The 22885-nt window shown below is 34.4% G+C and carries 16 protein-coding genes, 1 rRNA gene, 2 pseudogenes and 1 riboswitch; of the genes and pseudogenes, 2 read left to right on the forward strand and 17 right to left on the reverse strand.

Features of this window, described 5'->3' with window-relative positions; genetic code table 11:
* The 5 genes from F9279_RS22690 to F9279_RS22710 all read right to left on the reverse strand — a co-directional run.
* Positions 1-65: ribosomal RNA gene (locus F9279_RS22690) — 16S ribosomal RNA — on the reverse strand; the annotation flags it as partial.
* A gap of 1057 nt (positions 66-1122) precedes the next feature.
* The gene (locus tag F9279_RS26350; RefSeq protein ID WP_152116415.1) at positions 1123-2394 is read right to left on the reverse strand and encodes a peptidoglycan DD-metalloendopeptidase family protein; all 1272 of its coding nucleotides are present in this window, start codon (positions 2392-2394) and stop codon (positions 1123-1125) included.
* A gap of 227 nt (positions 2395-2621) precedes the next feature.
* Entirely contained in the window at positions 2622-3464 is an 843-nt protein-coding gene (locus F9279_RS22700; protein ID WP_152116416.1) for a hypothetical protein, read from the reverse strand.
* A gap of 532 nt (positions 3465-3996) precedes the next feature.
* Positions 3997-5007: an aromatic ring-hydroxylating oxygenase subunit alpha gene (locus F9279_RS22705; RefSeq protein ID WP_152116417.1), complete on the reverse strand. Its 1011-nt coding sequence runs from the start codon at positions 5005-5007 to the stop codon at positions 3997-3999.
* A gap of 26 nt (positions 5008-5033) precedes the next feature.
* Complete coding sequence (locus F9279_RS22710; protein ID WP_152116433.1) at positions 5034-6386, reverse strand: uracil-xanthine permease family protein; 1353 nt, start codon at positions 6384-6386, stop codon at positions 5034-5036.
* Between the two features lie 167 nt (positions 6387-6553).
* Positions 6554-6655, reverse strand: a riboswitch (purine riboswitch).
* A 157-nt stretch (positions 6656-6812) separates the two neighbouring features.
* Here F9279_RS22710 and guaD point away from each other — a divergent pair.
* A pseudogene (guaD, locus tag F9279_RS22715) lies at positions 6813-8178 on the forward strand (guanine deaminase).
* 1285 nt (positions 8179-9463) lie between these two features.
* On the opposite strand, the pseudogene F9279_RS26355 reads toward guaD, so the two are convergent.
* The 6 genes and pseudogenes from F9279_RS26355 to F9279_RS22745 form a co-directional block, all read right to left on the reverse strand.
* Positions 9464-9581 (reverse strand): annotated as a pseudogene (locus F9279_RS26355) (YHYH domain-containing protein); the annotation flags it as partial.
* Between the two features lie 399 nt (positions 9582-9980).
* Positions 9981-11276 carry a class II D-tagatose-bisphosphate aldolase non-catalytic subunit gene (locus F9279_RS22725; RefSeq protein WP_152116418.1) on the reverse strand — a complete coding sequence of 432 codons (1296 nt, stop codon included), beginning with the start codon at positions 11274-11276 and terminating at the stop codon, positions 9981-9983.
* A 15-nt stretch (positions 11277-11291) separates the two neighbouring features.
* Positions 11292-12383, reverse strand: coding sequence for a PTS fructose transporter subunit IIC (locus tag F9279_RS22730; protein ID WP_152116419.1), 1092 nt, complete (start codon positions 12381-12383; stop codon positions 11292-11294).
* A gap of 11 nt (positions 12384-12394) precedes the next feature.
* Positions 12395-12709 (reverse strand): PTS fructose transporter subunit IIB, encoded by a 315-nt coding sequence (locus F9279_RS22735; protein ID WP_152116420.1) that lies wholly within the window; start codon positions 12707-12709, stop codon positions 12395-12397.
* Positions 12706-13182: a PTS sugar transporter subunit IIA gene (locus F9279_RS22740; protein ID WP_193224679.1), complete on the reverse strand. Its 477-nt coding sequence runs from the start codon at positions 13180-13182 to the stop codon at positions 12706-12708. The genes F9279_RS22735 and F9279_RS22740 overlap by 4 nt, the downstream gene beginning before the upstream one ends.
* Positions 13151-15166 (reverse strand): BglG family transcription antiterminator, encoded by a 2016-nt coding sequence (locus F9279_RS22745; protein ID WP_152116422.1) that lies wholly within the window; start codon positions 15164-15166, stop codon positions 13151-13153. Before F9279_RS22745 ends, F9279_RS22740 begins: the two co-directional genes overlap by 32 nt.
* Before the next feature lie 200 nt (positions 15167-15366).
* Between F9279_RS22745 and F9279_RS22750 the strand changes: the two genes are divergently transcribed.
* Entirely contained in the window at positions 15367-16068 is a 702-nt protein-coding gene (locus tag F9279_RS22750; protein WP_152116423.1) for an HAD family hydrolase, read from the forward strand.
* 205 nt (positions 16069-16273) lie between these two features.
* Here the strand turns inward: F9279_RS22750 and F9279_RS26360 are convergent, their stop codons facing one another.
* From F9279_RS26360 to F9279_RS22775, 6 genes are all read right to left on the reverse strand, one after another.
* Complete coding sequence (locus F9279_RS26360) at positions 16274-16414, reverse strand: family 1 glycosylhydrolase (RefSeq protein ID WP_226793840.1); 141 nt, start codon at positions 16412-16414, stop codon at positions 16274-16276.
* 95 nt (positions 16415-16509) lie between these two features.
* Positions 16510-16659, reverse strand: a complete 150-nt coding sequence (locus F9279_RS25400; protein ID WP_193224680.1) for a hypothetical protein — start codon at positions 16657-16659, stop codon at positions 16510-16512.
* 73 nt (positions 16660-16732) lie between these two features.
* Positions 16733-17473, reverse strand: a complete 741-nt coding sequence (locus F9279_RS22760) for a hypothetical protein (RefSeq protein WP_152116425.1) — start codon at positions 17471-17473, stop codon at positions 16733-16735.
* 108 nt (positions 17474-17581) lie between these two features.
* Entirely contained in the window at positions 17582-18859 is a 1278-nt protein-coding gene (locus tag F9279_RS22765; protein WP_152116426.1) for an LPXTG cell wall anchor domain-containing protein, read from the reverse strand.
* 103 nt (positions 18860-18962) lie between these two features.
* The gene (locus F9279_RS22770; protein ID WP_152116427.1) at positions 18963-21209 is read right to left on the reverse strand and encodes an O-antigen ligase family protein; all 2247 of its coding nucleotides are present in this window, start codon (positions 21207-21209) and stop codon (positions 18963-18965) included.
* Between the two features lie 51 nt (positions 21210-21260).
* Positions 21261-22868 carry a transglycosylase domain-containing protein gene (locus F9279_RS22775; RefSeq protein WP_152116428.1) on the reverse strand — a complete coding sequence of 536 codons (1608 nt, stop codon included), beginning with the start codon at positions 22866-22868 and terminating at the stop codon, positions 21261-21263.
* Positions 22869-22885 lie beyond the last annotated feature (17 nt).

Genomic DNA, 22885 nt, shown 5'->3' on the forward strand with positions numbered 1-22885 from the left:
TCGACTTGCATGTATTAGGCACGCCGCCAGCGTTCGTCCTGAGCCAGGATCAAACTCTCCAATAAAGAGTAAGATTAGCTCATTGCTAAACTCTAGCTTTTGTATTACTTGTTTCCGTTCATTCAAGAACGGTTATTGTTGACGTTTATTGTTCAGTTTTCAAAGAGCAAATCTTTCATTTTTCTCATCGCTCCGAAGCGACTTCAATAATATATCACATTATCTTTTTATACGTCAACACTTTATTAAAACTTTTTTGGTATTTTTATTTACGTGCTATTTCTAGGTAGTTATTATTGTTTCTATTCTATAGAGAGATTCACTATCTAAAGGGAAAGGAAGTGAGTTTTTACCGGATGGAGATTTCCTTACTCTACTATTACTAGGAAGATAATAACCATATTAAATATTGATTTTGACATCATTACGAATGATAGAAATATATATCAAACTTTGCAAGACAATAAAACGCACTTTTCCTAAACTTCTTCTATATATACTTTGTATTTAATAGTTCATATTTATGCGACTGCTATTCTTCTCTCCAATTAAGTTATAGAAATATCTTCGCTACCGAAAAATTCCAACGGAATAATAGATGAGTACATTTATATAAAATTCTTTGTAAGCGTATGAACTCTCTTCATAAATACTTTGCTCCTCTTTTATCGTTTACACTTTTTCACCCGGTAATGCCTCATTGTTCTTCTACTATTAATATATTCCCTATTTCTTATTCCCAAATCTATCACCACAGAGGGTTTACATCCTATCAAATATATAGTCGGAAAAATTCCTCTTATTTCGTAAGTGGCATGAAAAACAGCGCCAATAGTCGGAGAAATTCCGCCTATTTCCACACAAAACACGAAAAAAGTGAATTTCCCCCATCTTAACCGGAAATTATCCGCTTATTATCCTCAAAATAGAAGTACATTTACATTTAGTCGGAATTTTTCCTATTAATTCACCGACACTAAAAACTACAAGGACGAACACTATAGCACAATAGACATGTTTATTAAACATAATTAAAGCTATAAGCTTAGACATAGGCCAAAATCTTCTTTTCTATAAAACAAAGAAAGACCGACGAATTGTCAGCCTCTTTTCCCAAAAGATTTATTCTTCTCTAAAATTCTTTGCTACATAAAGTAGCTTATTCGTATAAACAAGTTGGTGTACATCCCCAGTTTCTTGCAGATATGCTACTCCACCATCCTTTGGAATCGTAACATACGGTGAAGTTAGGTCTCTATACGTATAGGCTTGTACTGCTCTAGAAGAATGTAGAAATGTATGTGGAATTTTTTCTAGCTGGGATTTGGTAATCCAACCAATGTTCTCTTTCCCCAACCACAAATTAGCCCACTTCTTCCCTTTAGCATCTTCTTCTGCTCTAACAGCAAAGATATATCCCTTATAAGCATCTGCACTAGCAATCCATCCACCACCTGCAGAACCATAAATGCCATAGGTGAAGTCTGAAATTTTTGCTACATACCAGTATTGACTTTCGGTACCTGTGTTAGGTCCTGTCACAAATCCTTTTTCTACCCATAATGCTTTATTAGCAGTCATAATCAATTGTTTTTCCGTCTGATCTTCTATAAATGCTACCTCGGAATTAGTAGCTATTGTTCTAAATGGAGTAGATAAATTTTTATCTGTATAAGTATAAGCTTGAAGCTCTTGTTGTGAAATAGCCCAATTAAAGTCTAAGACAGATGTTTGATTCGCGTTAATCCAACCAATATTCTTTTCTCCATCATAAATATTGAACCATCTTTTCCCGCTACTTGTTTCTTCGTATCTAACAGCCAAGATAAGATCTTTATATGGAGTAGAATCGGACATCCATTTCCCATTAGGTGGTTGTGAATAGATACCATATTGAGAACTGGTAATACGGACTGGAAACCAAACCTTCATTCTTGGCTTATCTTCAGGAGGTTCTGGCGCTTCGGTAACATTCCCTAAAACAGAAACAGGATTTATGGCATTAGATTTAGTACTATTCCAAGCAGGTTTATGAATCTCAAAGTGTAAATGTTGCCCTTCAGAAGCACCAGTATTCCCCATATAACCAATACGCTGTCCCTGAGTAACTGGGTCTCCCACTTTTACCGTTTTAGAACCTTCATGCATATGTGCATATACTGTTTCATAATCTTGACCATCTACTAAGTGCTTAATATATACTACCTCTCCATAACTAGTAGAAAATGTAGATCTTGAAACAGTACCACTTCTAGCAGCAACAACAGGAACATTATTTTGATATCCTGAACCAGGAATATCTAAATCAATCCCATGATGATCTGGTCTACCTGATGTACGAAATCCTGATGTCACTACATAATTTCCTTTTAATGGCCATATAAAAATACTCACGTCTCCAGCTCCTTTTATTAAAAAAATAGTTAATTGCCTTTCGAATTCATATACATTTTCCTAAAAAGCTCGTCTCCTCTCTTTTTAAATATGTAGTAGAAGAAAGTGTTGTACTTTCTTTCTACACCACTCTTATATCGCGACAATCAAATATGTAAAATGAACGTAATAGTTTTTAAAAAATAAGCATAAAAAAAGCATGAAATCTTCATCTCATGCTCTTCACCTCAATTCAATATCACTTTCCTAGCATTCATACTAGCTCGGTTATTCTGTATCGTTAAAGTTACATCATAATAACCACTATCAACAGTGGAACATTTATATGCACCAGAACATCCCGTCACAAAGAATGGGGTATTCGGGAAGTTCGGATGAATATTCGTTAACCTCTGAAAGAACACATGAGCATGGTGTGTGAAAATGCCTAGTATTCTACTTCTTACATTGACAGGTATAGCTTGAAAGAATTGCTGTGTCTGTTGACTACTAATCACATGATCTTGCCCCACAACACTATTGACTCCAGGTACATCTAAAGGCCAATGGAAATCAATAATATAGTAATGATTAGCATCCAAGCTATTTAATAGATTGATACTTTCCTGACTAAACGTTCCAGTTCCATTATCTAGCCATACATGTTGTACTAATCCTTGTGTTCTTGGAATATCAACACGGCCAGTTAAGCTATTAAAAAATTGAAGAAAGAGATTTCTACTATCATTTCTACTAGTATCTTCCCAGTTGCCAATAGATGTTCGGTAATAGATATTTCTTGGACCTAAATTTCTATCTACAATATCCTTAAACTGCTGATAATATCTTCTAGCATCTGCTGTTGAAGGAGCTCCTAAAGCATGAGCGTTATCTCCCCCGAATATGATATATCGTTTATTCCCATTGCTTACTACTCTTGGTAAAAAACTGTTGAACACACTTCGACTATTTGCATAACCTACATGGGTATCGCCTATAACTGCTAGATTGACAGTGTAACTGGTGGGAAGGGTTGGGGTAGGTTGGAGGAAAGAGAGTTTATGTTTATTAATCCTTTTCTTTTTCTTCACTTTTAGTCACTCTTTCTTTTGAAGCCTTTTCTGATAGTTTATTCAGTTAGAGGTAGTGTGCTTGTACTTCTCACATTACTTTTAATAAGACCACCTATGAAAATGTGAATTTCTCTTCTGCTAAAGTCTTAATCGCAATTGTCATACTCCTAATACTAGCTAGCCTAAAGCCAAACCATCCCTTTTCTTATAGAAAAAAATGATATAGAAGTCCGATTAGATGAATAGCCGGATAAATCCGCTTAATTAATAAAGAAAAGGAAAAACAGAAAAAATAACCGGATAAATCCGCCTATTACTTCAAAAAAAACATAAAATAGACGGATTTAAACTTAATAAACGGAAATCTACGCCTATTTTCTTAAAATTGAGGTTCATTTTGCATTTAACCGGAAATCTACGCTTATTTTCTTAAAAACTGAAAATTTAGTTCATGAACTATTTTTTTAGCAACATGGGAAAATCTTTAGTACATCACAAATAAAAAGGCACTTAAACTCCCTATAAATCATGGCGTCTAAGTACCTTCTACTTATTTAATAACTAATTTTTTATTCTTTTCCTCTGGAATCGGTGTAGTCCCATTCTCCACCCCAAGCTCATTCAACCATCTACGATAACTAATAGTAAGAGCATCTGACTTCAAATGTAGCTCTGCTTGTAAATCTAATGGAAGTAACTCAGGTTTCTGACTTTGGACAATATCTAAATCCTGATAGAAAATAGTATCTTGGAAATCAATAAATGGCTGATCTGACATATCTAAATCATAATTTCTTGTTAATAACATATATGCTTTAGACTGCTCGTTATCTTCTTGTGTAACAAGAAGTAAAATAGTTAATGCATCATCCGATCCATCTGTTGTTTTCGTAAATCGAGCAGTAGTTGGATTTAGAATTTCATACACATAGTTAGCATATCCACCTTTAGAGCGTCCATCTGGATTTGGTTGATAAACAGGGATTTTACTAGTAATAAAGCGATTATCGATAAAGTCTACTTTATAATCTACTACTTTTGCATGATCCTCGTCTCCTAGCAAGCCTTCATGTACGAACATTAAGTGAGACACATCAAGGAAATTCTCAATAATCCTCGGCGCATTTGCTTTCACTTCATATGGTCCACATATTGCCGTGCGATATCCTTCCATACTGTATTCTGGATAAGAAATAAGTGGAGCTGGATCGTCACCTAAGTTAACCCAGATTAATCCAAGATATTCTTCACAATGATATACAGTTGCTTTCGCTTTTCTTGGAATTGCTCTTCCCTCAGGTAAGGCAGGAATCTTGACACATGCTCCGACACAATCATATTCCCACGCATGATAAGCACATACTAATCTACCATTCTTCACTTTACCTAGAGAAAGGGCAGCCCCTCTATGAATACATAAATCTTTAAAGGCATGAACTCCTTTTTCATTGCGAAAAATAGCAATTCTTTCTCCAAGCACAAATACCTGTTTCGGTTCATCCAGTAATTCCTCTGCTTTACAAACTGGATGCCATTCATTCCATAGTCTATCTTGTAGCATACATAAAAGCCTCTTTTCGTTCTATTTTAATAATTAACATGTAGAGATCCATCTTTTTCTTTTGTGCGATCATCTTGTTTTTGTGGAAGTACAAGATTAAGAACTAATGCAGCAATCGCTCCAATTGCTGTTCCAGAAGAAACAAAATAAGTAACAATTTCAGGAAGTCCATATAAAATATCAGAAGGCATCATAACAGCGAATAATGCCAGCATAATCGGCACACCAATAACAAGCATATTTCTTTCTGTGAAAGTTTCTTCTTTAATAACCTTAAATCCATTCATCATAATAACGACACAAAGAATGGCAAATACACTATTAATAACAACACTTGGAATACATGCTATTAAACTCGTTAACTTTGGCATCATTCCTAAAAGAACTAAGATAATTCCACCAGCAATAATCGGCTTACGACTTTTCACACCAGTAATAGCGATAATTCCAGCATTAGAAGAATAACCTGTTACAGGTGTTCCACCAAAGAATGAACCTACAAAACAACCTAATCCTTCTCCAAATGCTCCTCCATTTAAACGTTTATCTGTTAGATCTTCCCCTGTAACCTTACTTACAGTAAACCATGTTCCAGTAGTTTCTATAGTGACAATAAGGTAAACAACGATCATAACAAGAACCGCATGAAGATTAAATTCTGGCATGCCGAAAGTAAATAAACTTGGCATCTTGAACCATGCCGCACTTTCTAAAGCAGAAAAACTCACTAATCCAAAGAAAGAAGCAACTACAGATCCAATTCCTAAAGCTAAAATAACCGAGACAACTTTAATATATTTCCATTTTGATTTTGCCTTTTCCCCAACATACATACAAAAGATTAGAATAGCTGCTGTAATAGTAGCTATCAATATATTTTCCCCAAAGCTACCTTCTGCTGAATAAATAGAATTAATAGCACTTGGCATTAACGAAAGACCAACAACAACAATAACTGTTCCAGCCACAATAGGAGGAATAATTTTACGAACCACTTTACTATAGACTTTAAGTGGGTACCCTAATATTGCAATTAGTATGGCACCTGGAATCAAACTACCGATCATCGCTCCAATTCCTGAAGTAGTTCCGATTGCTGCTAATGCACTTAAAGGTACAAAAGAAGGTCCTTGCATAACGGGAAGTCTCATAGCAAATCCTGCTTGAATAAGAGTAGCAATTCCACAAGCAATGAAAGTCATTTGAATTAACAAAGCACTATCAGATACAGAAAAGGATAATAATCCTGCCAAAATGATTGGTGGAATAAATAAATCCATCGCTAATACTTGTTGAAAACCTAAGAATACAGATTTACCAATGGATATTTTTTCTCCACTATCCATTGAATTCCCCTTTGCTTCTACATCTCTTACCATTTTCTCCATTTTAATCCCCCTGTTGATTGCTAGTCTTCATATAATCCGTTGTTTTCCCTTAATAAATAAAAAAGCTCAAAGTACATCCCTTCCTAAAAAAATAGAAAAGCATATACTTTGAGCTTGATAGAATCAAAGTAGGAAAAGAATAGACCTATATTAGGCACCTATTCTATTCTGCTTTTCATAGTCAGTTCATTTACGGTAAACGGGTAGAAACTTGTAGGCCATATCCCTACGATTATATGAAAAACATATTTAGTTTTGTTTTACTATACCATGAGTTCCTTTAAATTCAAGGTATCTTACAAAAATATTTATAAAAAACGAAAAATAGCTAAAAAAGTGGATTCCCTATAGACGACCTATACTTCATCCTTTACAATGACTATATTAACACAAAACACGAACGTTAGGAAGGTAATTATGATAAATTATACGCATATTTTTCATGGAACATCATTTAGTAGTTATTCTCCTAAAAAAGTAAATATACTGGAAAATCATTTATTCTTCGTCAATTCTAATGGGATGATTGAAAAAATAGTAGGACCTGACCATGAGGATTACACAAGCTTAGTAGCAACATATGAAAGAGATGCGAATTATTATCGCCTAAAAGATGGTCAATATTTCTTACCAGGTTTTATTGATTTACATGTACACGCCCCCCAATGGGCACAAAATGGAACGGCATTAGATATCCCTCTCTATGATTGGTTACACACATACACATTTCCATTAGAATCCAAATATGCGGATTTAAAATTTGCTACCAAAGTGTATGAAGACCTTGTTAGTGCCCTACTTGCAAATGGAACAACAACCGTTCTATACTTTGCTACTGTTCATAAAGAAGCTAGTTTTATTAGCAGAAATATGCGCAAAGAAGGGACAAAGAGGGTTAGTAGGAAAAGTAGTGATGGACGATCCTGAACAAAACCCAAAATACTACCGCGATGCAGATACGAAAACAGCTTTAGAAGATACAGAGGAATTTATTTTAGCAGTGAAAGAACTAGGCAAATCTGTTAAACAAGGTGTTTATCCAGTTGTGACACCTCGGTTTATACCAAGCTGTTCCGACGAAGCACTCAAAGGCTTAGGAGCATTGGCATCTAAATACAATACACATGTTCAATCTCATTGTAGTGAAAGCGATTGGGCACATCAGTATGTAAAAGAGCGCTTCAACAAGCATGATGCTTTTGCTCTAAATGATTTTGGATTACTAGGGGAAAAATCAGTGATGGCTCACTGCAATCATTTAGATGATCAAGATGCAGCGTTATTTGCGAGTACCGGTACCGCAATCAGTCATTGTCCACTATCTAATGCTTATTTTGCTAATAGTGTGTTACCGACAAAAAGATTTCAATCCATGGGAATAGATATTGGACTGGGAACAGATATTTCAGCAGGAGCAACTCCCAGCATTTATGATACAGCAAAACAAGCAGTCGTTTCTTCTCGTATGCTAGAAGATGGTGTTAACGCAAGCCTTCCAGCAGAGGAACGTGGTGTTGCAGACTCCCGCATTTCCATTCATGAAGCTTTTTACTTAGCAACTGCGGGTGGTGGTGAAAGTCTTAGCCTTCCGATTGGACGTCTGGAAGAGGGTTATACTTGGGATGTTCAGGTTATAGATACGATGATACCTACTGCTAAACTTCCGATTTATTCTAATGAGGAAGATTTGGATGATGTTTTTCAGAAGATCATGTATCTAGTTCGCGCGGAGAATATTCGGGAAGTTTGGGTGCAGGGCGAGAAGGTTTGTTCGAGAGATTAATTTGGAAAAGAAAATAGCATAGATTCAACTTAGAGGAAGAGAAATGTCTAACTTTGGCATTTCTCTTCCTACTGTTAAAAAACAAAATTGTCTATGGACAATTTGGGAAAATAGCGATAACCCCCTCGTACCATCAATGGAAAGCGAGGTGGGTTTGTATGTACTTCACCTATTCAAATGTATAAATAGTAGAAAATCGAAAGAGTTATGAAATAATATATGATGTTTCGTAACATAGAGAATCTGGAAAAAACCATTTTAGAAAAATAGTCGTAGAAATCCTCTTATTTTCGTTACTTCCATGAAAAACAACGGAAATAGACGGAGAATTACGCCTATTTCATTAGAACACATGGAATCGGAGGAATTTTCCATACTTAACCGGAAAAATCCGCTTATTAGCAAGGAAATTAACATTTCATTTGCCATTAACCGGATTTCTCCGCTTATTTTTGATGATTCCTACAAATTGGCTGTGGAATTTTTTTCAATAAAATATTAATATAAGCTAATTTTTATCCATTTGATTTATATTTCAGTCGTGAGACTCCTATGGAATCTGCGAAGCTTTATGCCCTGTAGATCAAGGGCAGATATCGGCTAAAGCATCGAGCCCCTGGAAAGTGAACCAAACGCCTGTCACAGAAATCAAAACCTTATTTAGTGAGTTAATTACTTATACAAGTTCTCGACACACTCCTGTTATAAAAATTGGAAGCATTTTTATTGACATAATCTTTTTTCAACAAGGTGAAGAGAAATGACATAACTATAACATTTCTCTTTCTTATTAATTTTCCTTATTCTAGCTAGTATTCTTATCTTTACTGTTTACTTTTTTTCTTTCGATTAACTAACCTAAAAATGCTATAACCACCAACTAAAGCTGTTGCTGTTCCAATTGCACCAACTGCCGTATCATTTTTCATGTCTTCTATTACTTCTTGACTATCCTCTAAATTACCATTTAACTTTTTCAACTTCGCTTCATTCTCTACTGTTTCCGCTTCTACTTCCTGTTCTCTACTGTCCACTTCTTTGCTTAAATCCTGCAATTCTATTTCTTTTTTACTTATATCATTTTCCTTTAACTTATATGTATTGATGGTGTTATTCAAGTCAGAAACTTGAGCCTCTAATTCTGATATTTTTTGTTTTAATTCTGTATTCTCCTGTTGTAACTGTGCATTTTTTTCTTCATGTTGATTAATTGTTTCTTTCGTTTCAGCAAGTTCCTTTTCTATGGAAGATGTATCTACTGTTGTAACAGTGGCAGAATTACTACTAGAGCTAGAACTTGATCCACCATTATGATAATGATACTCTCCATATTCTAAGCCCCATTTTTCACAATTAGTTCTACAGGTATGGCCTCCATTCGCATCTGTTCTACCAGGATGAGCTTGTACATCTGTTACACTCCAAGTAAATAAGTAAAATGCAAACAGAAAACCAGTTAGTAAAATCATGATGTATTTCTTCAGAGTTGCCCCACTTTATTCTTTTTCTTCAAAATAACACAAACTATATGTCGAATGTCCTATAAATTTGTCGAAAAAGCAAAAATGAGTTAATATTTTTGCAAAATATTAGGCATAAGGAATCATCTAACACGTATTACACAAAGAAAAAAAGCATAAGACACTCTCCTATGCTTTCTTCTAATTGACTATTTCTCTAAAGTCTTATACATTTAATTTAAATTGATTTTTTCTTTATGTCTTATAAAACGGTGACATGCATAGGTATCCGACGGCCAATCTGAGCCCTTTGCATATCCAATAATATGGACTGGAGATAAATTATCCTATTTCGATCGCTTCGGAGGATTGTAGTTTTTCTATGATTCTCGAAGTGACTCCTTTTAGGTTATAACATTCTACATAATCTCGTATTGGACGCTTAATATGATTGACTACAAATCTCTGTCCATCCACATTTACTTTGCTTAAATTTTGATATAACTTTTCAATTTCCTCTTTTACTTCCTTGTCATTAAACGTATAGTGACCTGCAATATCTAATATCTGAATAGCTATTTCGTTATCTTTTACTATTTCCTCTACAGTTAAATTCCTTTGCTCTCCAACCATCCATTTTCTCCAACGTTCACTTTTAATAGAATGAATTAGGAGTGTTTCGCGTAGTTTAGAAGGTTTATCAACTATTCCATACTTCACTAGTCTTTGTTCTACTTCCTCTAATTTAAGATATGCTCTGGTTTCTTCTGTTCCATATTGTGGTGCCACATTTGTTGCTACAATGTTAGAAGGAATATGTTCCAATAGTGTGACATCATCTAGATAATCTCCATTATGTTCTTTCAAACCTACTCCATATTTATTAGCCATCTCTGCTAATTCACAAGCATTCTCAAAATTAAACTTTCCAGCCTGCTCTGTTGTTCTTACTAATGTTCCTGTCTGCCCTACAATAAAGGTTGGCATTGGTAAATTTCTACTATCTAGCTCTTCTTTTAATCTATTAATAAAAGTCTCATATGTTTCTGTAGAGGTTAAGCCACCATTTGTTTCCTCTGTCCCTACTTCATAACCAATTTCCGGTAAATCTCTTATCTTTCTTTCTCTTTCACAGTACTCAATTAATTCCACTGTGCGGCTAATCACTGTTCCTAGAGGAATTACTTTTCCTACTTCAAAAGGATCTTTAGTAGGGTCAATCATTAGTAAGTCAAAGCCAGACTCAATATCAGCAAGATATGATTTTTTTCCAATATCCATTGCTTCCTTTTCTTGCAGATGATCATTTCTTTCTTTGTCTCTTTGCCAAGGGCCACCGTGATCACGGCAAACGTAGTATAAACCTTTAAAACTTGTTTCTGCTGCCATATTTCTAATTGCTTCTACAAAGGAAAATTGATTCCATCCATTCACATAGCCCCCACCAAGCTCATCCATATCTACTTGATTACGGCTAGCAATAAACATTAATGGAAAATCTTCATCTCTAGCCAATTCAAAACTTGCTTGTAATAAATTTTGGGACATTGGCCCAATTCCTAATAATGTCGCTCCTTTATTTTCCTTTTGCAGTTCTAGAATCGTTTTTACAGCTGTATTAATAGATACTTTAGTCATTCTAGTTTCCTCCTCTTATAAATCGATTGTATTTTCTTCCTTCTTACTTAGCTCTTTCTTTGGATCTACAGCAACATCTGGTTTTGTAAAATGAAGAATAGCAGCAGTAACTACTGTTCCAATTAGCATAGCAAGGAAATACCACAGTTTTCCATCAACTGCTCCAATAACAATTAAGCCACCATGTGGAACAAATGTCCCAACATTTTGTAGCATCCCTATTCCTCCACCGACTGCACTTCCAATAATGATGGCTGGTAGAACACGTTTCATATCTTTTACGGCAAATGGTATGGCACCTTCTGTTATCCCAATTAACCCCATAATCCCAGCACTTAATCCCATACCCCGTTCTTCCTGTGTATACTTTCGTCTTGAAATAAAGGTAGATAAAGCAACTCCTAATGGAGGAATTGCAACGGCAATACGGTGAGCACCATTTGGCCCATAAATTCCTTCTGCCATTAATGCTAATGTAAAGGCAGTAACTGTTTTATTAATAGGGCCACCCATATCAATAGCTGTAAATGCACCAATTACAAGACCTAATAGAAGCGCACTCCCCCCTTGCAGTGATGCAAATAAGTCAAAGATTCCATTTACGAGACTTGCTAAAGGATGTGCTAAAACATAGGTGTATCCAATACAGGTAATAAATGTAGTAATGATAGGAATAATGAGAATAGGCATAATTGGTTTAAGTGCATTCGGGACTTTCCATCCCTTCACATATTTAGCAATATAACCAGCTACAATTCCTAAAACCATTGCACCTAAAAACCCTGTCTTTACTCCATCATCCCCGATTGGGTTATTGGCAATAAATCCTGCAATCATTCCAGGAATTAATCCAGGTTTACCTGCAATAGAATAGGCGATATATCCAGCTAAAATAGGAATCATCATTGCAAAACCAGCAGATCCAATTACATTTAAATTTTGAAGAAATGGATTGGTGATAACCATCCCTTCATCAGTAGCTTTCCCTGAGGCTAATGCGACTGCTAAGAAAATCCCTCCAACCACAACAGATGGCATCATGTAAGAAACACCTGTACTAAATGCCTTTTTTATTTCCTCCCCTACCTTTTTCCAGCTAGTTGCCATAACCACTCCTCCTATAATTTTTCTAATTGATCCACCACATCTATTACATTTTTAATCACTTTGGAGGGATCTAAAAGCAGAACTTTTCCATCATCCTGTTTTTCCTCAAACCTTTCTTCTCCTTCAATTCCAATAGCAATTGCGAGAATAACAGCATCTGCTTCTAAAATATCTTCCTCTGTTAATTCATTGTCGATTCCCATTCCTCCTTGCGTTTCAATCTTCACTTCATATCCTCTTCTTTTGCATTCTCTTTCTAATGCCTCTTGTGCCATGTAAGTATGTGCAATACCTGTTGTACAAGCAGTTACCCCGACAATTTTCACTTCGCATTCCCCTTTTCCTCTGAATAGATATTGTTCTCAATTGATTTTATTAGCTGATAGGCTTCTTCTACAGTGTCAGCCCTCAACAGACTTTCTCTAAAACTCTCATCCATCAGCTTTCTACTAATTTGTGCTAAAATTCGTAAATGTAGTGTATCTTTCTGATCAATGGGAACCCCAATCATAAAAATTAATTGAGTTTCCTCCTCGCTTACCTCATCCCATACAAATGGCTTTTCTGTTTTCATAAAGGTAATAAACGGTGTGATAACTGCCTGTGACTTACCGTGTGGAATACTAACATTAAAACCAACAGTTGTTGGAACTTCCGCTTCTCTTTTTAAAACTGCTGCAATATACTCATCCACATCATTAATCATGCCATTATCTTTTGCATCTTCACTCATTTTTCTGATGATTTCATCACGATTGGCTAGTTTGCTATTTAAGTAGATTAAGTTTTTCTCGATCAACGGTATCACCTCCTTTTAATTGCAGTACCATTCTTTCTTTCGTATTCTCCGAAAAATAATATTTCACTTTCTTTCTCGTTTCCACTATTAAATAGATCTCGCTCAGTATATTCTTCACCATTTTAATATCCTTAGGAGCTATCGAAATTAAAATGATGGTATCGACTTTCGTTCCACCCCACTCTATCATTTCTTCAGTAGTGAGAATGAGGATTCTAGTATTCTTCACAAATTTGGGAGTTCCATGTGGAATAGCAACCCCAGTTTCCAACGCAGTTGTTCCTACTTTTTCTCTTTTGTAAATAGACTCTTCAAATCCATCTACCACATCGCCAGCATTTTTCAATTGCTGAATGAGATAATCCAAAGCCTCCTCTTGAGTACGCATTCTCCTTTTCGGAAAAATACCATCTTTCGTAATATATGGAGATAAATGCTTGATTGTTGGATATCGGTCTATCGTTTCTTTTTTCTCCTCTTTTATAAAAAATAATTCTGCACAAAAATTCATGATGTTCTTAATATCCGAATTGGTAACTAGCGCTGAGACATAGATGACGGGCTTAGATGTGATATTTAATGGAATAGCAGATATGATGAAATCAATACTTTCGATATTTACTTTATACAGCTTATCTATAGCTATGACTTCTATATGACACAATGCTGGTAGAACATGCTTTACCTTATTGGCAATGAGTTCCGAGGTTCCAATACCATTCGGACAAACTATTAATGCTTTTTTATAATTGGAGTTTCGTTCTAATGCTGCTTGGAAATGAACCATCATAAAGGAAACTTCATCTTCTGTTAGATGCACTTCGAACACTTCTTCAATAATAGAAGTAACAAACCAACTTACGCCAAGCATCACAGAATACTCTTCTTTAATCTCGTTTAATAGGGGATTTTTGACTGATATTCCCTTCCTCAACCGATAAATCATCGGAATAATATGAGAAGTTAATCCCTCGGTTAGCTTTTCATCATGAGATAAATCGATTTTCAGGATGCTATTCATTTTTTGTATAATGTCTTTGATGAGAGTATTGTATTTTTCGCTTAATAAAGTTGGGTTATAGCTAGATTCAATCCCAAATGCAATGAGGTGTTGATTTAAATAGATGATATCTTCTGTTGTAAAATCGATGGAGAGATCCTTTTGTACTTCATCCAAAATCTCTTTCGCCAATAGATATGTTTTTAAATTTTTTACCTTATCATAGACAAGACTATCTAACAGCTCTAAGTGATGCTTTCCTTTAAACGCTCGATAACATAGAACAGTCATTGTATTAAAAAGCTTTGTTAAGTAATGTTCCGCGATAGGTTTGAATGCTTTATCTTCTATCTTCCTTACTGCATGAAGAGAGGCAGTAACGGTATCCTCAGGATAGTATTGAGTGAATATCTCTCTTAATCTATGTAATCCTTCTATATGATTTTCTATTTCATTTCTAGCAATTAATGTTTCATTAAAGGCAACTAAAGAATATTGAATTTGCGACTCCGATCCAGTAATATATGTTCCTTTTTGATCTCCCTTAATCTCAATAGAATAATCATTTAACTCAGATTGGATTTTCTCCAAATCTGCTGCTATGGAAGACTTACTGACGAAAAATAAATCTGATAACCCTTGATAAGATAGTATTTGCTCTTCTATTAGCAACATCTTCTTTATTTGTATTTTTCTATCCGATGGAGAGAAATCTTGCAAATCATCCATTTCATATTGTGTCTTAAGATATTTAAGAAAATTTAATTTTTCATTCATCTCCCCCTCTATTTTCACTCCACTACTAGGTTTTTTCTGAACTATTAAGTGAAAGTGATGAAGAAATTTTTCCATTCCTTTTATGTCGTTATGAATGGTCCTTTGTGAAACCTTCAAAAGCTCCGAGTAGTGTTTTACCGTCTTATATTCTTGATTGCTGAGCATTGTCTTAATCAAGTAGTATTGCCTTTTTGATAACTCCATCATTCCACCACCCCCAAACAACTTCTATCCTTTCATTTGTTAGCGCTTACTTGTTTGTATGAATTTATTCTAGCACAAATAACTTTTTCGTTAATAACAGCCTATTACAACAACATTGTTGCAAATTTATAAAGTACATAATGAAGCCACTCATGCTATGCTAGATTTACATGTGTTACTAATACTAAAGGAGAGATGACAAATTGGATACTATTATTTTTGATGTGGATGACACGTTGTATGATCAATTAACTCCCTTTAAGAATGCCTTTGAAAACAGCTTTAAACAATTTCAAGATGTACCAATGGAAAAATTATATGTTTCGAGTAGAAAACATAGTGAATCCTTATTTCATAAAAGTGAAGCTGGAGAAATACCGTTAATTGAATTACATACCTATCGTATAATGGCTGCATGCCAGGATTTTGGATTAACCATTGGATATGAAGAAGCAGTAGCATTTCAAAAGATCTATGAACAGGAACAAAAAAGAATAACTCTTCACCCCGAAATTAAAACATTATTAGAGCACCTTACTAGAAGGAAGAAAAAGCTTGGAATTTTAACAAATGGCCCTTATCTCCATCAACTCAAGAAAATAGAACAACTAGGCTTGTCCAACTGGATTCCAGAAGATAATATCTTCATCTCAGAAAACATTGGAATCGCCAAACCAGATCCTAAAGCATTTATTATCATGGAAGAGAGACTTGATTTGGTAAAGGAAACAACAGTATATATAGGAGACTCCTTCGAAAATGATGTAGTAGGAGCAAAGCAAGTGGGATGGAATTGTATTTGGATGAATCATAGAAGAAAAGAGGTTCCTGATACATTATTTACTCCAGATAAGGTTATTTATGAACCTGCGGAATTGTTAGAGTTTATTGGTGAATATTTTTAGTAGGTGACGTTTTTATAGCTAGAATTTATTATATATGATCTAAATATGGTCCATTTTAAACAAGATTGATAAATATTCATTAACTTACTTCAATCACATAAGAATTGGCATGAGTCCATTTCAATACCAAACTCATGCCCCATTAACTCTTCTACCTATTACAACTATTCCTCATAACTGACAATTTGATTCTATACCATACATACTACGCAAGAGTCCCACTACCATTCTTACTTATCCACATAAATAAATCCATATTGCTTATAGGTATGTATGCCATTAATTCTACTCCGTTTTGCACAACTTCTGCCATTACTTCAATATGTTCACGTAGGTAGCCATTTATAGAACCATCCGCTTCTACTTATTCGTATGAACTTAGTTCATCTTTCAATACAAGTAATAGTTTTGGGTAACGATTATATAATTGTTTTAAAGAGATTAGCAATCCAGTCGGATCAACCTCCTATTTCCAACATCCTTCGCATCGACTCCAGCTGCTCCTTTATTTCTTATGTGCCTTCCAAAAGCCTGATTTAAATTACTCATGTTTAGTTTCATTTCTATTAATACTTCAACGACAAACTTCATTCTTAGTGGTAAATTCTCCTTCATCGTTAACAGTAACTATTAGCAATTCTAAACCAACACATCTTGGCAATACTTACTCTGCAATCATTCCAAGAATCTCATCAATTGTATGATGTTCTACATAATTAATATTATCCATATAGCTATTATCTGTAAATTCGATTCCACTCATAACAATATAAGGATGTTTCCCTGCGCTAACACTTGTTAGATTCAGTACTGCATCACCTTTATATAAATCTAAAGGCATTATTCGTCCTCTTTCAGTGTCATAAATTTGAACGTCACCACTTGGAATTGTTCCATAAAGATAGCTATTAATATACATAATATATCGATTATCCAGCCAAATGGCATCACTTGGGTAATATTCTCCTTCTCCTGCTGAACCTCGAACATTAATAATTTCTTTTAATCCATCTTCTTTAGAATACGTATAAAGTGCTCCACCTACTTCCCACCCATATTGTGGATTAATAAGGATTTTTTCTTGAGACGCAGTGTAGTCAACTTGATCACTGTAACTCTCAAAAATATGTTTAGCCCCATCTTCCGTTGTTAATGTTATAGTGTTATCCTTTAGACTATAGGAAATACTATTGTTACTATCTACTACTTCATTTGTTTCTTCCATGTCTTTAGTTTCTTCTATTTCTTCCATATCCTCTACATCGCTACTCTCAGACTTCTCTTCAACATTCGATTCTGCACTTGCTTTCTGAATGGAATAATCACCAAAAAACATAATTCCTACTCCTATTATCAATACAGCAGCTATTCCTATTAGGAATCCTACCCAAATATTACGATTCATAAATAAACCCTCTCTTTCCCAAAACACTATTATTTCGATAAAACCTAACTAAAAATTCCGGCATAAAAAATCCTCTTGCATTTCAAGAGGATTTTTTAAATAAGGATATTAGTTTTTTATTGCTCTTCTATTTCTCACAAATAAAAGAACTCCGCCTAAAGCAACTATTGTTAATCCGAATAAGATTGCATTCATATTATTTGTTGCTGTATTTGGCAGTTGGTTACCACTAGTCGTTGTTGTTGCATTTGTATTAGATGCAACTGGTGTTGCATTTGTTACAGTAGTATTTGTGCTACCGCTTGTTGCGTTACTATTTGTATTACCTGTTGTTCCGTTTGTTGCATTATTGCTTGTGTTACCTGTTGTTCCATTATTACCTGGAGTTGTATTACCTGGAGTTACACCGTTATTATCACCGCTGTTATCTTTTGCTTCTTCAAATACTCCATATGAACTGAAGTGAGTTACTTCTACCCATACTTCGCCTGTAGTAGCATTGATTTTAGATGGACTTAATTTTTCTGCTATAACTCCATTTTCATCAATATAATAAACCGCTACAGAATCCCAGTTAGTAACTTTAGTAGAGTCCACTACGAATTTTAAGGTAATTGGGTTTTGTTCAAATTTAGAAATATATGTACCATCTTCTTTTTGAATAGAGAAGTCATAAATTTGACCTAATGAACCTTCGTACTGTCGTGGTGAAATTTTGATTGTCACATTTTGATCAATATTCAGAAGAGCTAATGGCAATTCAACAGTAACATCGCCCTTATTGATATTCAATTTCGCCTCAGCATTACTTTTAACAATATCTTTTACTTCCTCAACATCTATGTTTAAACCAACTTGAGAATATGTAGAGTAATCTAAATCAATCATTCCAGCTTCATTTACAGCAATGTCACTTAAATAAACATCTTCTGTTACTCCGTAAACGTCATCTGTTACCCCGTAAACGTCATCTGTTACTCCATAAACATCTTCTGTTACTCCATAAACGTCATCTGTTACTCCATAAACGTCATCTGTTACTCCATAAACGTCATCTGTTACTCCATAAACGTCATCTGTTACTCCATAAACATCTTCTGTTACTCCATAAACGTCATCTGTTACTCCGTAAACATCTTCTGTTACTCCGTAAACATCTTCTGTTACATTGTAAACATCTTCTGTTACTCCATAAACGTCATCTGTTACTCCGTAAACATCTTCTGTTACATTGTAAACATCTTCTCTTACTCCAGCATCTTCATAAGAGATTTCTTCTAATTCCTCTACGGAACTACTTTCTGCTGCATATGTATGGTTCGTAATTGGTGCGAATAATAAAGTGAACGCAACTAATCCACTTATAAAAGAAAATTTCTTTTTCATTTTTTTGATCTCTTTTCTACTTGATAGAGATCTTTCCCCCCTTTATTAAGCTATTAAAAAACTAGACCTCATACAATATACCTATTTTCCCTAAATTTGTCTATCATTTTCCACTCATTTTTTCCAAAAATGTTATATAACTAGATAATTCTACTCTTTCTTGAGATGTTAATACTTCTTCTGCTTTCTCTTTATCATTTAATCTCTCATAAGATAGACTAGCAATAGCATCCATTTTTGCCTGTATCTTTTTATGACCCTTCGCCTGCTCATATACATCTATTGCAGCTTGGTACTTCCCTTTTATGAAATATCCAAGACTTGAATAATAATAGATTTGGTCATTAACGGTAAAATCTCTACTATTAAGAGAATCGTTCAATTTACGTTTTTTAATATTCTTGTACAACTGATTCATTGTTTCATAATCCTTTAATGCAGAATCTACATAGTCAGTAGTGGCATCAGGATGTGTAAGCACATAATTTATTTTCGTAGAGATACTTATTTCATATAACTTTGTATTATAATGGTCCACCTTTAATGCATGGTCAAAATAAGCAATTGCTTCTTCCCCTTCCCCTATCTTTATGGAAATGGTTCCTGCCTTAAACCAAGTGTCTACATTTCCCGGTTCAAGTGAAGTCATCTTATTTAAGAGAGTATGTGTTTTATTTCTCAACTCCCTATCTTGCACACCATTACTGTATATAGATGGATAAACAGTACTTAATCCACCTAGATATTTAATATTTTGGGGTTGCTTTTGGACTGCACTTTCTAATAAATCAAGCTTTCCAGGTATAGTTTTTACCTCACTTGCTTTCTTATAATCTTTTGCTGCTTGCATGAATTGAAAAGAAAAGAAAAGACTTATAACCACTAAAATAGCAAACAATCCTACACTTATATTTGCAAAATACAGAACTTTTTTTGGCATAGTAGTAGCTTGCTTTTTATTTGTATGAGTAGCAATGCCCATTACAATTAACCAAAAAACAAAAAACCATACAGTGCTATAAGAAAAGTTGAAATCAATGAAACTATGAATAAATATGGTCAATAAGCTAATCATTACTGCTACGTATAGAGACTTATCTTTCTCATTAAGAATAGATTGAAAAATCCTAAATAGAAAATAACCAAACACCATAATTACTAAGATAAGTCCAACCCACCCAATTTCTAGTAACCATTCTAAATAGCCATTATGTGTCTTATTAGAATCATATGGATTTTGTTGATAGTTCTTGTAAACAGTAGCCCAAGCTTCTCCACCCATACCAAAAAGTGGTGATTCTTCACTTATTTCTAAAGCATCCTCCACAAATATAAATCTTTCTTGCGCAGTAGTAGCCTTTAAACTTATGCTTTCTACCCTTTCTTGGAATTCCAATGGCAGGGAATGATAGACAAGTCCATGATTTTTTAAATCAAGAATGCCTCCAATCCCTATTAGGACAAGAATAGATGGCAGGATAAATCGAGACCACTTCTTTTCGGATAATATTTGTATTCTATTCCGTGTTAACAATTTCCCACTTAGAATTTTCTTTGCTAAAACAATTAATAAGGTTGATATCACTACCAATAATCCCATATGAATGGAATCACCCTTTGTAATCACTTTAACGAAAAGAAGAACAATGAGTGCCCCTATAAACGTATATACTGTAAACTCTATTTGTTTTTTTAGACTTAAAAGGCATAATCCCATAAACCACATCACTGGTAGGATTAGAAACATACCGCGAGAATAAGATAACAAAATACAAATAAAAAATGGCACAATTGCACAAGAATATAAAACAATATAGGGAGTAGTTATATTTTTTTCCGTTAACATAATAAAGGAAAAGAGCAAAAATACTCCCATAATCATTCCAAATGTATTGGGATATTGAAAAACACCAGCAAATCTTTCTGCTACAAATCCATTAGGAAAAGTAAGCCATCCACAATAAATAAAAAGCATATGGAAAGTAAGCCAGATTCCTGTTAATTGAAAAATAACTGGCACCCATTTTTTTATACTCATATGAACTGTGGTCCAATATAATAGGAGAAAGAAAGCACTATAGCAAGTCCACTTTAATACAACATCCAAAGCTCCCCTTGGACTTTCCGCAAAAGGAAGGGGAATTAAAAAGCATAATGGGATTAATAAAACCACCCATACTTCTTTTAAAAGATGTACTTCTTTATACATTATCCATCTACCGAACAATACGATAAATAACGCAAAGATGAACAAGCTAACTCCATAGAAGTCAGCAGTAAAATATAATCCTCTATAATAAGGAGATACCATAAATAAGATGGCCAAAATGATAAACGTAAACCATTGCATTTCGAATTAACCTCTTTCTAAGATGTTGCTTAAAATTTATTAAATTCTTACTTACTCTAGATTTTTAAATATTTCTTGAAATAAAGTAGCTGGATGCCCTTCACTGCTTGTATTAATGTTGAGACGTTTCTTTGCACTTACTTCGTCTGGTCCCATCCAAACTGTTCCGACATACTCATCGTTAAAACCTACAAACCATAAATCATAGGAAGTGGTTCCTGTTTTTCCTGCTATTTCTTGACCTTTTATCGCAGCATGACTTCCAGATCCACTTTCTACTACCTTCTTTAATATCGATGTAACCTTTGATGCTGTCTCATTCTTATATATTTTCTTTTCGTCTACATCACTTTGAAAGATAGTCCTTCCATTTACATTCTTAATACTTTCAATAGAATGAGCCTTCGTCATTTTCCCACCATTAGGAAAAGTAGTATAGGCTTGTGCAATAGCTAAGGGAGATGTTCCCACGCGTGTGAATCCAAGTGCTAATTTATGTCCATCATCAGGATCAATGTCAAATAACTTAAATTTTTTTATATATGTAAGTCCTGTTTCCATTCCTATCTGATTAAATAACCATACAGTTGGCACATTGTAAGACATAACCAAAGCTTCTTGCAATGATACTTGCCCTCTATACTGATTATCATAGTTTTTCGGGATATAATCTCCAACTTTTATCGGAACATCCTTTACTACGTCATCTTCCTTCCAGCCTTTTTCAATCGCTGGGCCATAAACGATCAAGGGTTTAAAAGTAGAAGCAGGTTGTCTAGTTATGTCAACCGCACGATTCAGTGTAGATTCTTGATACTCTCTTCCTCCCATTAGTGCCGTCACACTTCCGGTTTTATAACGGAGAATCGCCATGCCCCCCTCGATAAATGCCTTTTCCTCTGATGGAAACGTATCTCCATTAATAAATTTCTTGTATAAATTCAATTGGACATCTCTATCTAAACCTGTTGTTACAACGTACCCTTTACGAAAAACCTCTTCTTCTGACAAGTTATATTTCTCTTGCAATTCACTACCAACTAGGTTTACGTAAGATTGAGCAAATGTATTTTGATGGTATAAACTTTCCAATAGCTTTCCTATTTTCCCCTTACTTTCTTTCATTTCCGATTTTTCCAAATATCCCTTTTCATACAAGTCCTCTATCATTGCAGTTACATCTAAATACATCTCAGTAGTTTCTTGATTCTTAGATTTATACAATAAGAATATCTGCTCTAAAATCGTAGTCTCTTTTATGCTTTTATTAAAATAATAATTAGAAGCATTATCTACTCCAACTATTCCATTATCAAAGTAAGCTTTATTTAAAAATAGGTCTATACGTTCGTCCTCATTATAAAATTGATCTAACCAAAAATTCGATAAGTGCTTTTTCATGGTTTGACTCGGGAATAAAAAATCCCCTTCATGATCTACTATTTTTTCCTTCACTATATAGTCCAACATTAACGAAGGAGCATCATTAGAAGATATCCAATCATTCTGTATTGTTACAATTGGTTTTCCATTATTATCGAGTAAAGTAGTAGGAGTTGAACGTTCTATTTCTTTTACTAGTAAGGTTATTTGTAAAATGATAAATAATAAAATAGCTAAGCTGAGCCCTATTAATACAATCTTTATCTTTTTAAACATAAATTTCCTCCTTTCCA

Origin of the sequence: Bacillus sp. B1-b2 (assembly GCF_009183415.1) — a bacterium.
In the GTDB taxonomy this organism is placed as follows: domain Bacteria; phylum Bacillota; class Bacilli; order Bacillales; family Cytobacillaceae; genus Niallia.

Bases quoted from the DNA above. Each gene is read 5' to 3' on its own strand.
- F9279_RS22705 (WP_152116417.1), bottom strand. From the start codon at position 5,007: ATGCTACAAGATAGACTATGGAATGAATGGCATCCAGTTTGTAAAGCA.
- F9279_RS22710 (WP_152116433.1), bottom strand. From the start codon at position 6,386: ATGGTAAGAGATGTAGAAGCAAAGGGGAATTCAATGGATAGTGGAGAA.
- F9279_RS22725 (WP_152116418.1), bottom strand. From the start codon at position 11,276: ATGACTAAAGTATCTATTAATACAGCTGTAAAAACGATTCTAGAACTG.
- F9279_RS22730 (WP_152116419.1), bottom strand. From the start codon at position 12,383: ATGGCAACTAGCTGGAAAAAGGTAGGGGAGGAAATAAAAAAGGCATTT.
- F9279_RS22745 (WP_152116422.1), bottom strand. From the start codon at position 15,166: ATGATGGAGTTATCAAAAAGGCAATACTACTTGATTAAGACAATGCTC.
- F9279_RS25400 (WP_193224680.1), bottom strand. From the start codon at position 16,659: ATGAAGTTTGTCGTTGAAGTATTAATAGAAATGAAACTAAACATGAGT.
- F9279_RS22760 (WP_152116425.1), bottom strand. From the start codon at position 17,473: ATGAATCGTAATATTTGGGTAGGATTCCTAATAGGAATAGCTGCTGTA.
- F9279_RS22765 (WP_152116426.1), bottom strand. From the start codon at position 18,859: ATGAAAAAGAAATTTTCTTTTATAAGTGGATTAGTTGCGTTCACTTTA.
- F9279_RS22770 (WP_152116427.1), bottom strand. From the start codon at position 21,209: ATGCAATGGTTTACGTTTATCATTTTGGCCATCTTATTTATGGTATCT.
- F9279_RS22775 (WP_152116428.1), bottom strand. From the start codon at position 22,868: ATGTTTAAAAAGATAAAGATTGTATTAATAGGGCTCAGCTTAGCTATT.